Raw genomic sequence first — 12,681 nt, 5'->3', positions numbered from 1 at the left:
CTCCGGGGGGCTGGTGTGCGCAGTGGGCCGCGGGCGTCAGCCCTTTGGCTCGTAGGCCTTCGGCAGGCGCATGCCGCGCTCGGCCATGATGTCCCGGACGCGGTTCGGGTAGTTGGTGATGATGCCGTCGATGCCCATGTCCATGAGGGCCTCGATGGTGGAGGGGTCGTCACAGGTCCACGGGACGACCTTCAGGCCGCGCTTGTGGGCCTCGGAGACCATCTTGCCGTCGACGTAGAACCTGAAGTCCGGGTCCGAGACGACGCCGTCCTGCGGGAAGCCGTAGACCGGGGAGAGCGCGGTCACGCCGGGGACGGCGGCTGCGGCCTTGACGAAGTCGCCGTCGTAGTCGTCGGCGTCGATGCCGCCGAGCCACGGGGAGGCGCCGGGCTTGCCGACCTGGAGGAAGTCGTAGTTGGTCAGCGCCACCAGCGGGTACTTCGGCGCGAGCTTGTGCATCTCCTTCAGGGCGCCCCAGTCGAAGGACTGGATGGTGACCTGGTCCTCGATGCCGGAGGCGTGGATCTCCTCGTACACGCGACGCACGAACAGCTCGCGCGGCGCGGTCTGTTCGGGGGCGCCGGCCTCGACCTTGGTCTCGATGTTGAGCTTGATCTGCCGGGCGTTGTAGCTCTTGACCAGGTTCAGGACGTCCTTGAGCTCCACCATGCGGTGGCCCTTGATCTGTTCCTGCTCAGGGAAGCCGGGGAGCTGCTGGTAGCCGCAGTCCATGGTCTTGATCTGCGCCAGCGTCAGGTCCTTGATGTACTTGCCGACGTACGGGTACATCGGGTCACCCGGCGTGACCGGCGCGGTGTCCTTGCACTTCTGTGCGCTGATCTGGCGGTCGTGGTTGACGACGACCTTCCGGTCCTTGGTGACGTGGGTGTCCAGCTCCAGGGTGGTGACACCGAGGCGCATGGCCTTGCCGAAGCCTTCCAGGGACTCTTCGGTGGTCATGCCGATGCCACCGCGGTGGGCCTGGAGGTCGAAGTGCGTCTTCTGGGGGAGCACCGTGGGCTGGGGGTCGGCGGGGGCCGCCTGGGCGGCGGTCGCCGGGAGGGCGAGCACGGGCACGACGGCCAGTGCGGCGAGAACATGCCGGAGGGACACTACAAACCTCGTATCACTCAGGGTCAGCCGGTCGGCCGGTCAGTGGCGGGGGGCCAGGACCTGGGACAGGACGTCGTGGACGTAGGTGTTGGCGTGCTTGCCGGTGAACCGGCTCGCAAGCGGGCCGGCGGCCGTGACGGGCACGTCGACACTGGTGTGGCCGGACGTCGTCCAGTCGATCGTGAACGTCCGGTCACTGCCGTGGATCGTGAACGGGCCGTCCTCGACGGAGACACCACTGCCGGACTCGTCCGCGGTGTCGTTCTCCTCGACCGCCAGGCCGCCGGTCTCGTGGTCGCCGGTGACGACGAGGAGGGTGTCCGGGTGGGTCGCCTGGTAGGCGCGGGCGACGGCGACGGCCTTCTCCAGTTGCTGCATCGATTGCAGGACCCGCGTGCCGTTGTCGTTGTGCGCGAACTCGTCCACGCCTTCCTCCTCGACCATGAGGAAGAAGCCCTTCTTGTTCTTGTCCAGCGTCTTCAGTGCCTTGCTGGTCATCGTGGCGAGGTCGACCGCCGGGCTGTACACGTCGCCCTGGCCCTCGGGGCGCTGCTGGAACATCTCCTCGTTGCCGAAGAGACCGAGCAACTTGCCGGCGGGGGCCTTGTTGAGTTCCTTCGCGCTGGTGACGTACTGGTAGCCGGAGCGCTTGGCCTTGGCGATCAGGTTGCCCTTCGTGCCGCGGCTGCCCTCGCTGGTGTCCTCGGCGGGCTTGTCGGGGAAGGCACCCGCGGTGCCGGCCGGCAGCCACCAGTCCTCGCCACCGCCCAGGATGACGTCCGGCTTGCTGACGTCGAGGTACTGGCGGGCGATCTCGTCCTGCTTGCCGCGGTCGGCGGTGTTGGCGAAGAAGGCCGCGGGTGAGGCGTCGGTGACCTGTGCGGTGGTCACCAGGCCGGTGGACTTGCCCGCCGCCTTGGCCTGCGCCCCGAGCGTGGGGAGCGGGTTGCCGTCGGTGTCGACGCTGATCGCGCCGTTGTACGTCTTCTCGCCCGTGGCCCATGCGGTGGCAGCCGCCGCGGAGTCCGTGACCACGGCCTTGGGGTCGTCCGGTGTGGTCGTCAGCTGACCGGACACGGGAAGCCTGTCCATCGTCAGCTGGCCCTGGAGGCCCGCGAGGTGCAGTCGTGCCGCCTCACGCGCGGCGGCACCCATGCCGTCGCCGTTGATGAAGATGACGTTCTTCGCGGTGGGGGCCTTCGCCTTCGCCGTGCTCTGCGGAGCACTGGCGGACGCGCCCGGCGTGGGGTTGAGCACCATGGTCGCCACCACGGCCGCGGACGCCGCTGCGACAGGCGCCCCCCATCGCATACCACGCACGTTTCTGATCACAAAACTCTCCCATGGGCATCGCAAAGGTCTTCCTTTGCAGGCTAATGGGGTGGCGATCGGTCACGGCCCAACCGCAAGTGACGTCTGTGCCAACAGTGCGCGTCCGCGCCCGTGCCGCACTCGCGTCACCGCCGGACACTTCTGTGGACCCGTTCGGAGAGCGTCGCGGAGACCGCGCACCGCGTCGACTGCGAAAGCGCGTCTCGGTTCAAGGTTGTCAGCCCATCGTCCCGTGGTCCACGGGCGGCATGCCGCCGCCGTCCGGCCTGCCCGGGGGGTTCATCATCTTCCGCATCATGTTCTGCAAGGTGAGCACCTGCGGTGGCATGACGACGAGGGGACGCATCATGCCCTCGTCCTCGTGGTCGAGGATGTGGCAGTGGTACATGAACCGGCCGGTCTCAGTGCCGAACTGGCCGGCGATGGTCACCATCGAGTTGGCCATCAGGTTGACCGTGTCCTTCCAGCCCGACTCGCTGGTGGCGATCGGCACCGAGTCCTTGAGGGTGATCGGCCTGGTGGTGCCGCCCAGCGCGGTGTCGAACGCCGTGCCGTCGACCGTATGGCGTTCGAGGACCTGGAAGTTCATCAGGTGGATGTGCATCGGATGCTGGATGTGCTGCGTGACCGGCCCCACGCTGATGAACGTCCACTTCTCCCAACTCCCGGCCGCGGCGTAGAAGTTGGCGGCATCCTCGAAGTGCTTGCCGATGATGCGGAAGGTGCGGGTTCCGCCGGGCAGGGCGATCTGCACGACGCCCTCGCCGGTCTTCGTACCGGCGGCCTCCTGAAGTTCCATGACCGTCGGCGTGCCCATCGGGTCGAGCGAGAGCAGGACGAAGCGCTCGACCGCGTTCTTCGGAATGCCGGACGCGCTCAGATGCCTGAACCGGGGGTCCAGCCTCTTCGGCGCGGCGTAGGCGCGGTGCCGGTCGAGGCCCACGCGGAACTGCATGACCTGCGGGTACGGCACACCGGCCGCGGGCGCGGGGGTGCCCGGGGGAGCCGGCGGAGCATCCGCGGCGCCGGGGACGACGTTGACGAGCCTGAGCCGCCGGCCCCGGAAGGCCGCGAAGTCGATCACGATGTCGGCGCGCTCGCCGGACGTGAGGGTGAAGGTGTCGTCGATGGCCTCAGGCTTGTCGAGCAGGCCCAAGTCGGTGCCGATGACCAGCATCGCGCCCTTGAGGTTCTTGCCGGTCTTCTCGTCCACCAGGGCGAGGGTGTACGGGCGGGCGTTGGAGGCGTTCACCACACGGAAGCGGTAGGCCGTGGCCTCCACGTCGAGGTAGGGCCACACCCGGCCGTTGACCATGGTGTACGGGCCCTGGAAATGCAGCGCGTCCGTCATCACGCCGGGGACGGTGGGTTCGGTCTGGACTCGCTTCGCGAGGAGCCGTCCGTTGATCCGCCCCTGGGCGTCGGTGTCGAAGTTGACGTCGGTGATGGCCAGCGGGATCTCGTACCGGCCGCTCGGCAGGTGGAGGCGGTCCTCCTCCTCGTCCCGGACGATGTAGTTGCCGAACAGGCCGGCCATCACGTTGAGGGCGGTCACCGGCATGGCATGGTCGTGGTAGAAGAGGTGCGCCGCGGCCATGTCGTTGGTGTACTCGGCGAGCTGTGCGCTGCCGCGGGTCACGCCCGAGTCCGGTACGCCGTCGGAGATCGCGTGCTGCCGCCCGCCGTGCAGGTGGACGGAGGTCCAGGCGGTCAGCGCGGCCACCTCGGGCCGTTCCTTCGCGCCCTCCGAACCGGGGGTGTTCAGCGCCTGGTAGCCCGGCGGCGGGCCCTGGGGCTGCACGAAGACGCCCTTGACGGGGATGGTGCCGGTGAGCTCGTTACGCCAGGCCAGCCGGACCTTCCGACCGCGCCGGACCTCGATGGTCGGGCCGGGGAAGTAGCCCTCGTACGTCCACATGCGGGTCGCGGGGAGCTGCGAGTGCAGACGCACGTGCTTCTCGACGAGGCGCACCTCGGTGGTGCCCCGGCCCGAGGGCTTCAGCGTGGGCGGGATCGGCAGCTTGTCCCTGAACGGCGTGAGCTCGGTGACCTGTGGCGTCGAGACGCCCTTGAGGTCATGTCCCTCGCCGCCGGTCAGCCGCGCGGACATGTCCTGTGAAGCCTCGGCTTCGGTTGCTCCGCCGGCCAGCAGGTTCGCCCCTCCGTAGACCGCCGTGCCGGCCACGGCACCGCCGGCGATTCCCAAGAAGTTCCGCCTCTTGTGTACTGCCACGTGCTCTCTGCTCCCTGGTATTGCGTTCCTGCCGCGGCTTGTCCGCCCGCAGCGTGAAGTCCCGGCTGATGTCCGGCTTCACTGATTTCCGGGCTCGTCGCCATGTACAGCATCAGGAATGCCATTCCTGATGTGCGCTTACCGCCGAGTGGGCCGCTTCGGCACGAGTGCGAGCGCGGCCCGGAACTCGGCGCCTGAAGATTACGCCGGAATGCGCGCACTTCCCGTCCCGTGGCCTTCAGGTTCATACGGTTGGCGCTGCTCTTCCCGGTGCGCTCGCAGATCACTTACGTGACATTCTTCTGATCATTCCTGTGAACATTTCTGCCAACGACGGCTAACGAGCGGCACTTTCGGTACCCGGGCCGCGATCCTTTACCGGCTGCATCACTTGACCACCGATGGCCACGGCACCCCGCTGGCGGTCCTGTTGACCGGCGGCAACTGCAACGACGTCACCCAACTGCCGCCCCTGCTCGACGCGATCCCACCGGCCTGCGGCCGGGCCGGTCGTCGCCGCCGCAAGGGGGACTCGCTGTAATTGCGCTGACGTCGGGTTGCGAGACCGCTGGTCACCTCATGGATGTCCGTAGCCCATGCCATGATCCGGCGTCATGAGTGACCGATCGCTTTCACCCGCCTGGCTGGCCTCGTGGACAGACAGAGTCTCCGGGATCCTCACGGCAATGACAGGCGAGTTCGAGCGCCGGCACGGATTTCCCCCCGGCACCAACGAGGTCCGGCCGGCCAGCCGCGACGATCAAGCGGCGGCTCGCGCGCTCGCCCAAGTGAGCCTCATCCCGGCTGACCTGGTCACCTTCTACGACAACATCGGCGACGTCACCTGGGCGGACGTCGGCAACGGCTACTTCCTCGATGTGGCAAGTGACGTCCTTCTGCGACTCCAGGAGTACGGCGTTGTCGACGTCGGCCCGGATCAGAAGGTCCACGGTCTGGTCATCGGCTCGAACGGCGGGGGCCTGTCCTACGTTGTGGGCTCCGATGGGTCGATTCACCGGACGCGGACAGCGTCATTGGACGAACCGGAGCCGTGACCAGGCAATGAGCAGTACCTGCGAGCCATTCTCGACGCGTTCCTGAACCTCGGCGGAGTACCTGATGGAAACGGGCGTCGGCTCCCCCGAGGGCCAGGGGCCGGGCGGGTCAGCCAACGGAGCGGGCCGCTGTGCTGATGACCTTGGCCACCGCGTCAGGGTGCGAGATCAGGGTCAGGTGTGACCCGCCCCGGAAGACGGTCGTCTTCGCGTGGGCGCGACGAGCCATGCGCTCTTCCGACTGGGGGGTGATGATCCGGTCGCCGGAACTGATGAAGTACCAGGACGGGATCGTCTTCCAGGCCGCGTGCTTCGACGGCGTGTCGAACGCGGCCGTCGAGGCGGCCCGCTGCGTTGCCCACAGGTTCTCGGCCTGGTTGGTGGGCAGGTCACTGGCGAAGTCCTTGATGAAGATGTTCTTCTTGAGATACAGGTTCTTCGCCCCGGACGGCGCCTGCGGGTATGCGGCGGTGTCGAACAGCGTGTTGGGCGGCGCGTTCAGTGCCGAGTTGGAGCCGCTCAGGGATCCGTTGGTCTCACCGACGGCGGGCGCGGCGGCGTCCACGTAGACCAGGGCCTTGACGTTCTTGGTCTCCGCGGCGGCGTTGGTGATGACACTGCCCCCGTAGGAGTGTCCGACGAGCACCACCGGACCGCGCACCGTCTTGAGGAAGCCCGCGATCGTCTGTGAGTCGGTGGTGAGGTTCTGGAGGGGATTGGCGATGGCACGTACCTGGTAGCCCTCATCGCGGAGGATCTTGATCTCGCCGTTCCAGCTGGAGGCGTCGGCCCAGGCGCCGTGGACCAGCACGATGGTGGGTTTGGCGGCGGTCGGGGAGGCTGCCGCCGGCAGGCCCATGGCGTAGGCGTGCGTCGGGAGGAGCGCGGAGACGGCGAACGAGACGCCGGCCGCGACAGCCGAGTAACGAAGCGAGTGCGTTCGGTGCATACCCATACCCACAGTTCTTGAGCCGGGACGTGACCGCGACACCGGCGACGGTACGAGTGATGACCTGCTGAGCGGTGTCATCCGAAGTCCTCGGGCACCGGCGGCCACAGGGCCTGGCACTGCACGGCCCTCACAGCCAATCTGCCATGCGCCGCACCGCCCCGCATCCGGAGTGCGCGCGACGGCGCGACGACCCCGCGACCAGCGTCCGGGGCGGTGCCGCTCTGCCGCCGTCGTACCAGGAGCAGTTGTGCGGCAGGGCGTCCGGCGACCCGGACGACCGCGCCGGACGGCGTGGGTCGAGTCGTCGGGACCTTCGGCCGGGGACGCGTCCGGCGCACAGGGTCAGGAGGGGAACCGCGTTCGGGCAGCGGCTTCGATCAGTACCCGGCGCCGGGTCTGCGTCAGCTCTCCCGCGGCGGTGCGTTCGTCGGCGACGTCGGTCACCGCCCGCACCAGTCCGCCCCGGTTCCGGAACGGGCCCCGATCCCGGCCAGCGCGTCCTGACACTCGCCGAGCGCGTCGTGGGTGTCGCCGCGTCGGCCGCCGTCGGGAACAGGGTCTGGAACGCCGGTGTCGCGGTGGTGAGTGCGGTCAACCGCTGGACATCGCGGCGGGGGAGGAACCAGCGGAGCCGGCGCGAGCAAGCCCCGCCGCGCGGCGACAGAGACAGATGTGCGGCATATCGGATACCGCTCGAAGTGCGTGACCGGGTGGACGGTGCCCCGGGCGCCATCCTGCCGCCGGGCAAGCCGGGGGCGCGGGCTCCTCATCTCCTCAATCCCCAACTCGCGCGCCGATGTTGGCGGCGGCTCCGTCACCCGCAGTTCGTGCCCCCCGGCCCGGCGCCCCGCGTTCCGTCGTGGAGGAGCCGCGCGGGTGGGTTCACGGCTGTCGCGCGCTCGGGGACGGCTGGGGCGTGGACGGGCCCACCGGGCTCGGGACGGGGGTCGGGGTGCTGATCGGTGGATGCGGGGACCGGGCCGGCTCGACCGGGCGGGCCGGTTCCCGGCGCACCGAGAGGAACACCAGCGCGGCCACGGCGGCCAAGACCAGCACGCCCGCCACCGCCCGGCGCACCAGTACTCGCCGGGACCGCACCGGCCCGGTCGGCGGGCGCAGGGGCCGCAGGTCGGCCGGGCCGACGGTGTGCGCCCGCGCGGCCAGTGCGGCCCGCAGCCGCTCCTCCACCGGTGTCGCCGTGCTCCCCGTACCGGACTCGTTCATCGCAGCCCCTCCAGACGCCGGCCCAGGGCGTCCAGCGCCCTGCTGGCCGTGGACTTGACGGCACCGCGCGACAGACCGAGCGTCGACGCGATCTCGGCCTCGGTCAGATGCGACCAGTAGCGCAGCACCAGCACCTCCCGCTGACGCCGGGTCAGCGTGCCCAGCGCCGCCAGCACCTCCCGGTGGTCCTCGTGCAGCAACACGTCCTCCTCGGGGGCGGGCGCGTGTCCCTCCGGGACGGGGGTGTGCGCCCGTGCGGTCCTTCGCCGGCGCAGCACCGAGCGGGCCGCGTTGACGACGCTGGTCCGCAGATACGCCTCCGGGTCGTCCAGCCGCGCTAGCCGGTGCCCGTGCCGCCGGAACAGCGCGGTGAACGCGTCCTGTACGACGTCCTCGGCCGTGGGCAGGTCGTCCACCAGCAGCACCGCCAGGCGCACCAGGGAGAGCCGGCGGTGGTGGTACAACTCCTCGATGCCCGGTGACCGTCCGGCTTCCGCGGTGGTCCGGGTGCCGGTACGGGGCTCGGTGCCGGGCGCGTCCTGCGTCGTACCCGCGCGGGTGCGGGCGAGGACGCGGGCCCGCAGCCCTGCTGTCAGGCGTCGCCAGGACGCGGGCCGCTCCCAGGGCACGGCCGTCACCGGTGGTGTCGCTGTCGTCATGGATCTCCCGGAGCCGGGTGCGGAGGAGCCGCCGCGCGACGGCTCCTCCGCACCGGCCCTGCCTCAGTGCTGCTGCGGAACCGGTGCCGGCGTGGCGTGACGGTGGTGCGGCACCGGCGCCGGACGCGCGTGTTCCGGAGCGGGTGCCGGGTGCCGGGGCGCGGGAGCGGCGGTGGACGGCACCGGGCTCGGGGCGGCCGGTCCGGGGGTGGAGGGCACCGGGGAAGGCGTGGCGGGCACCGGTGCGGGGCTCGTCGTGCGTACGGGGGAGGGGACGGGGGACGGGGTTCCCGTGCGCACCGGCGACGGGACCGGGGAGGGGGTTCCCGTACGGACCGGCGACGGGACCGGGGACGGGGACGCCTGGTCACGAGCCGGGGCCGGGGCGGGGGCGGCGGCACTCCGGGAGTGGGCCGTGGGGTGGGCGGTGCGGCTGTCGGTCGCGGCCGGGCCGTCGTCCTGGGCCGCCTGGGCGGTCAGGGTTCCGGCGACGGCCAGGGCCGCGCCTACGGCGGAGACCCCCAGCGCGGCGCGCAGCCGGTGGGTGCGGTTCGGGCGCGGGGCACGGTGTGCGGACATGTGTTCCTTCGGTCGCTCAGGATCGGACAACTGGACGAGGTGGAGGCCTCCACCCCGACAGACGTCCGACCCCGGGCGAGGTTGCGGGTGACGTCCGGCGAATTTTCCGCGACCCGTTTCCCGCCCCGTTTTCCGCCACCCGTTTCCCGCTACTCCCGAGCGACCGCCCGCCCGCGCCCGAAGGGTCTCAGCCCAGCTGCTTCAGCAGTTCCTCGGCGACCGGGGCCGAGGAGGCCGGGTTCTGGCCGGTGATCAGGTTGCGGTCCACCACGACGTGCGGCGCCCACGGCTCACCCGCCCGCACCTCGATGCCCGCCTCGGTCAGCCGGTCCTGGAGCAGCCACTTGGCCTGGTCGGCGAGGCCGCCCTGGGTCTCCTCCTCGTTGGTGAAGGCCGCCGCGCGGTAGCCGGCGAAGGCGTTGCCGCCGTCGGAGCGGACCGCGGCGAGCAGGGCGGCCGGACCGTGGCAGACCACGGCCAGCGGCTTGCCCGAGTCCAGGGCCGCCACCAGCAGCCGGCCCGACTCGGCGTCCACGGCCAGGTCCTCCATGGGGCCGTGGCCGCCCGGGTAGAACACGGCGGCGAAGTCGGCGAGGTCCACCTCCGCGAGCTTCACCGGCGTCCGCAGTTCGGTCATCTCCTCCAGCGCGCGGGTGATCTCGTCGGCCTTCTCCTGGCCGCCGTTGACCTCGGCGGCCAGGCTCGCCCGGTCGACCGGCGGCACCACACCGTCCGGCGTGGCGACGACGACCTCGTGACCGGCGGCCTTGACGGCCCGGTAGGGGACCACGGCCTCCTCGGCCCAGAAGCCGGTCGGGTGCGCGGTGCCGTCGGCGAGCGTCCAGTGATCGGCGCCGGTCATCACGAACAGGATCTTCGACATGCGGTTCTCTCTCCAGAAGGCTTGCGTCCACAGGCGGCTCGGGGCCGCGCGCGGATGCGGCGGTTCGGGCCTGCGAGAAGAACGTAGGCGAGTCGGCCCATAGACATCCAATGAAGCACCGAATGGCTGACATTGGGTTTCCTATGGCGGCCGGGGAATACGCGGCGGCCATACTCGGACCCGTGGAGACCGCTTCCCTCGCTTCCCTCGACCTCAACCTGCTGCGCACCTTCCTCGCGGTGTACCGCTCCGGTTCCTTCACCGGCGCCGCCCGGCTGCTCGGCCTGTCACAGCCCACGGTGACGACGCAGATGCGCGCACTGGAACGGCAGACCGGCCGGGAGCTGTTCGAACGGCTGCCGCGCGGCGTGACGCCGACCCCGGTGGCCGACGAGCTGGCGGCCCGGATCGCCGCGCCCCTGGACGAGCTGGCCGCCGTCGCCGGTCCCACCCCGCGGGCCGGGACCCGGGCCGAGCCCGTCCATCTGGCCGGCCCGGCGGAACTCCTGTGCACCAGGGCCCTGCCGGCCCTCGCGCCGCTGATCGCGGAGGGCGTACGGCTGCGGGTGGCGACCGGGCTGACCGATCCGCTGCTGGACGAACTGCGGGCCGGCCGCCACGATCTGGTGATCGCCACCACCCGCCCACGCGGCCGTACGGTGCACGCGGTCCCGCTCACCGACGAGGAGTTCGTACTGGTCGCGGCCCCGATCTGGGCCGAGCGGCTGCTGGGGCGCGGACCCGCGCGGGAGAACGAGGGCGAGGGGGCCGCCGGGCGGAAGACCGAGGGGCGCGGGGTCGTCGAGCGGGATACGGACACCGACGGGGTCGTCGTACCGGAGACCGAGGACGAGATCCACGGACAGGGCCCGGCCGGGCAGGGCGCCGAGGGTCCGGGGTCCGCTAAACCGGGCGGCGAGGGTCCGGGGTCCGCCGGGCGTCAAGGATCCGCCGGGCGGGGCGCCGAGGGGCAAGGGCCTGCCGGGCGGGGCGGCGAGGGCCAAGGGTCCGCCGGGCGGGGCGCCGAGTATCAAGGACCCACCGGGCAGGCCACCGAGGCCCCAGGGCCCGCCGTGCGGCACGCCGGCCGGCGGTCGTTCGTCGCGCCGGACTCCTTCGACCCCGCCGTGCTGCACGAGGTTCCGCTCATCACCTACGCCGAGGATCTGCCGATCGCCCGCCGGTACTGGCGGCACGTCTTCGGCCGGCGTCTGTCGCGTACCGCCGCCGTGACCGTCCCCGATCTGCGCGGGGTGCTCGCGGCCGTGGCCGCCGGCGCCGGGTTCAGCGTGCTGCCCCGCTACCTGTGCCAGGACCTCCTGGCCTCCGGCGCGCTCGTCGCGCTGCTGGAACCGGAGGACCCGCCGATCAACACCGGCTTCCTCGTCCAGCGCCCCGGTGCCTCCGACAACCCCGACGTGGCCCGCGTCCGCGCCCTCCTGCTGCGGGCGGCGCGCAGGTGGTAGGCAGGTGGGGGCGTCAGGACGAGCCGGCTCCCGGGCCGGCCGTCCACTCCGGGGCCAGGACCGACCAGATCTCCTCGTCATGCCGCTCGCCCCGGTACAGGTGACTCTCCCGCAGCACGGCCTCCTTGCGCATGCCGAGCCGGCGGGCGACCGCGATGCTGGGCGCGTTGCCGGCCGACACCCACCACTCGACGCGGTGGACGCCCCGCTCCCGGATCGCCCAGTCGATGAGCAGGCGTGCCGCCCGGGTCACCAGACCGCGGCCCACCGCGGCCGGTTCCAGCCAGCAGCCCGCCTCCGCCGTACCCTGCGGCACGTCCATCCGGCGCAGGATCACCGCCCCCACCAGGGTGCCGTCGAGGCGGATCGCCCGGATGAGCCCCGCGTCGGCCGCCTCCTTCTCGGCGTACGCCTCCAGAAACGCCCGGCCGGCGGCGAGATCCGTGACCACGTCCGGCAGTCCGTTGAACCGGCCGATGAACTCCCGGCCCCGGTCCACATGGGCGAGGAACTCCGCGGCCTGCCACGGCTGGAGAGGACACAGTTCGGCACCGTCGGCGCCGAGAGGGGTCGCGAACATGGTCACCTTCGGCCGAGAGGGTGGGACATCTGGTAGGCCAGCCTACGGTCCGCGTCCTCCCCGACGGCGGTGAGGGCTTCGTCCAGCTCCATGAACCACTGCCAGGCGGGCCGTCCGTCGGTCTCGGCCAGCCGCGCCACCACCAGGTCCTCCAGCTCCGGGACGCGCTTGTTCTTCCAGACCTTGTCGGCCAGGCTCACCAGCAGGTCCTCCACGCCGGTCCCGGGAGCCGTCCAGGACGCGTGGGTGCCGGCGAACCGGGCGAGGCCGGCCGGCACGCCGTGCTCCAGCAGCAACTCCCGCCCCGCCGCCTCGTGTCGCGCGCCCGGACCGGACAGCTCGGCCGGGTGCAGTGCCTTGCCGATGTCGTGCGTGGCGGCACCGAACAGCACCGCCTCCGCGTCCAGCTCCAGCCCCGGACAGCGCGGTCGTACCCACTCCAGGAGCTGTGCCGCGACATCGTGCACCGCTCGCAGGTGGGCCACCAGCCGTGGCGGTGCGCCGACTTGCCCCAGCAGCAGGGCGGCCCGCTCGGGCAGGGGGCGCAGGGGCGGGTCGTCCAGGTCGTCCGTCGCGATCGACGGTGTGTCGCCGGCTGTCACCGT

At 71.3% G+C, this 12,681-nt stretch carries 12 protein-coding genes and 1 pseudogene; 3 read left to right on the top strand and 10 right to left on the bottom strand.

The annotated features are described in order from the left end of the window. Positions 1-36 precede the first annotated feature (36 nt). From AQJ11_RS09750 to AQJ11_RS09740, 3 genes are all read right to left on the bottom strand, one after another. Positions 37-1,113, bottom strand: coding sequence for a glycerophosphodiester phosphodiesterase family protein (locus AQJ11_RS09750; RefSeq protein WP_059262635.1), 1,077 nt, complete (start codon positions 1,111-1,113; stop codon positions 37-39). Between the two features lie 39 nt (positions 1,114-1,152). Beyond that, complete coding sequence (locus AQJ11_RS09745) at positions 1,153-2,373, bottom strand: alkaline phosphatase (protein ID WP_059262633.1); 1,221 nt, start codon at positions 2,371-2,373, stop codon at positions 1,153-1,155. Positions 2,374-2,662: 289 nt separating this feature from the next. Next, the gene (locus AQJ11_RS09740) at positions 2,663-4,678 is read right to left on the bottom strand and encodes a multicopper oxidase family protein (RefSeq protein WP_244218171.1); all 2,016 of its coding nucleotides are present in this window, start codon (positions 4,676-4,678) and stop codon (positions 2,663-2,665) included. A gap of 385 nt (positions 4,679-5,063) precedes the next feature. Between AQJ11_RS09740 and AQJ11_RS50315 the strand changes: the two are divergent. Both AQJ11_RS50315 and AQJ11_RS09730 read left to right on the top strand, forming a co-directional pair. Further along, positions 5,064-5,216: pseudogene (locus tag AQJ11_RS50315) on the top strand (transposase); the annotation flags it as partial. Between the two features lie 148 nt (positions 5,217-5,364). Continuing rightward, positions 5,365-5,733, top strand: coding sequence for an SMI1/KNR4 family protein (locus tag AQJ11_RS09730; RefSeq protein ID WP_244218170.1), 369 nt, complete (start codon positions 5,365-5,367; stop codon positions 5,731-5,733). Between the two features lie 109 nt (positions 5,734-5,842). Here AQJ11_RS09730 and AQJ11_RS09725 read toward each other — a convergent pair whose 3' ends face one another. The 5 genes from AQJ11_RS09725 to AQJ11_RS09705 form a co-directional block, all read right to left on the bottom strand. Further along, the gene (locus tag AQJ11_RS09725; protein ID WP_244218169.1) at positions 5,843-6,688 is read right to left on the bottom strand and encodes an alpha/beta hydrolase; all 846 of its coding nucleotides are present in this window, start codon (positions 6,686-6,688) and stop codon (positions 5,843-5,845) included. A gap of 879 nt (positions 6,689-7,567) precedes the next feature. Beyond that, on the bottom strand, positions 7,568-7,909 hold the full coding sequence (locus AQJ11_RS09720) for a hypothetical protein (RefSeq protein WP_059262631.1): 342 nt from the start codon (positions 7,907-7,909) through the stop codon (positions 7,568-7,570). Then, positions 7,906-8,568 (bottom strand): RNA polymerase sigma factor, encoded by a 663-nt coding sequence (locus tag AQJ11_RS09715; protein ID WP_059262629.1) that lies wholly within the window; start codon positions 8,566-8,568, stop codon positions 7,906-7,908. The genes AQJ11_RS09720 and AQJ11_RS09715 overlap by 4 nt, the downstream gene beginning before the upstream one ends. A gap of 63 nt (positions 8,569-8,631) precedes the next feature. Next, positions 8,632-9,147 carry a hypothetical protein gene (locus AQJ11_RS09710; RefSeq protein ID WP_059262626.1) on the bottom strand — a complete coding sequence of 172 codons (516 nt, stop codon included), beginning with the start codon at positions 9,145-9,147 and terminating at the stop codon, positions 8,632-8,634. A gap of 187 nt (positions 9,148-9,334) precedes the next feature. Beyond that, positions 9,335-10,030, bottom strand: coding sequence for a type 1 glutamine amidotransferase domain-containing protein (locus AQJ11_RS09705; RefSeq protein WP_059262624.1), 696 nt, complete (start codon positions 10,028-10,030; stop codon positions 9,335-9,337). Between the two features lie 182 nt (positions 10,031-10,212). On the opposite strand from AQJ11_RS09705, the gene AQJ11_RS09700 reads away from it, so the two are divergent. Beyond that, a complete protein-coding gene (locus tag AQJ11_RS09700; protein WP_244218168.1) occupies positions 10,213-11,496 on the top strand; it encodes a LysR substrate-binding domain-containing protein in 1,284 nt (427 codons plus the stop codon). A 13-nt stretch (positions 11,497-11,509) separates the two neighbouring features. Here AQJ11_RS09700 and AQJ11_RS09695 read toward each other — a convergent pair whose 3' ends face one another. Both AQJ11_RS09695 and AQJ11_RS09690 read right to left on the bottom strand, forming a co-directional pair. Next, positions 11,510-12,076 (bottom strand): GNAT family N-acetyltransferase, encoded by a 567-nt coding sequence (locus AQJ11_RS09695; RefSeq protein WP_059262621.1) that lies wholly within the window; start codon positions 12,074-12,076, stop codon positions 11,510-11,512. 2 nt (positions 12,077-12,078) lie between these two features. Beyond that, positions 12,079-12,678, bottom strand: coding sequence for an HD domain-containing protein (locus AQJ11_RS09690; RefSeq protein ID WP_059262619.1), 600 nt, complete (start codon positions 12,676-12,678; stop codon positions 12,079-12,081). Positions 12,679-12,681 lie beyond the last annotated feature (3 nt).

The sequence above is a fragment of the Streptomyces corchorusii genome, from assembly GCF_001514055.1.
GTDB classification, from domain to species: domain Bacteria; phylum Actinomycetota; class Actinomycetes; order Streptomycetales; family Streptomycetaceae; genus Streptomyces; species Streptomyces olivaceoviridis.
Note: the sequence above shows the minus strand (reverse complement) of the source record. Positions and strands in the feature narration are given on the sequence as shown.

Coding starts and splice junctions, on each gene's coding strand:
- AQJ11_RS09745 (WP_059262633.1), bottom strand. CDS start 2,373: ATGGTGCTCAACCCCACGCCGGGCGCGTCCGCCAGTGCTCCGCAGAGC.
- AQJ11_RS09730 (WP_244218170.1), top strand. CDS start 5,365: ATGACAGGCGAGTTCGAGCGCCGGCACGGATTTCCCCCCGGCACCAAC.
- AQJ11_RS09725 (WP_244218169.1), bottom strand. CDS start 6,688: ATGGGTATGCACCGAACGCACTCGCTTCGTTACTCGGCTGTCGCGGCC.
- AQJ11_RS09720 (WP_059262631.1), bottom strand. CDS start 7,909: ATGAACGAGTCCGGTACGGGGAGCACGGCGACACCGGTGGAGGAGCGG.
- AQJ11_RS09715 (WP_059262629.1), bottom strand. CDS start 8,568: ATGACGACAGCGACACCACCGGTGACGGCCGTGCCCTGGGAGCGGCCC.
- AQJ11_RS09710 (WP_059262626.1), bottom strand. CDS start 9,147: ATGTCCGCACACCGTGCCCCGCGCCCGAACCGCACCCACCGGCTGCGC.
- AQJ11_RS09705 (WP_059262624.1), bottom strand. CDS start 10,030: ATGTCGAAGATCCTGTTCGTGATGACCGGCGCCGATCACTGGACGCTC.
- AQJ11_RS09695 (WP_059262621.1), bottom strand. CDS start 12,076: ATGTTCGCGACCCCTCTCGGCGCCGACGGTGCCGAACTGTGTCCTCTC.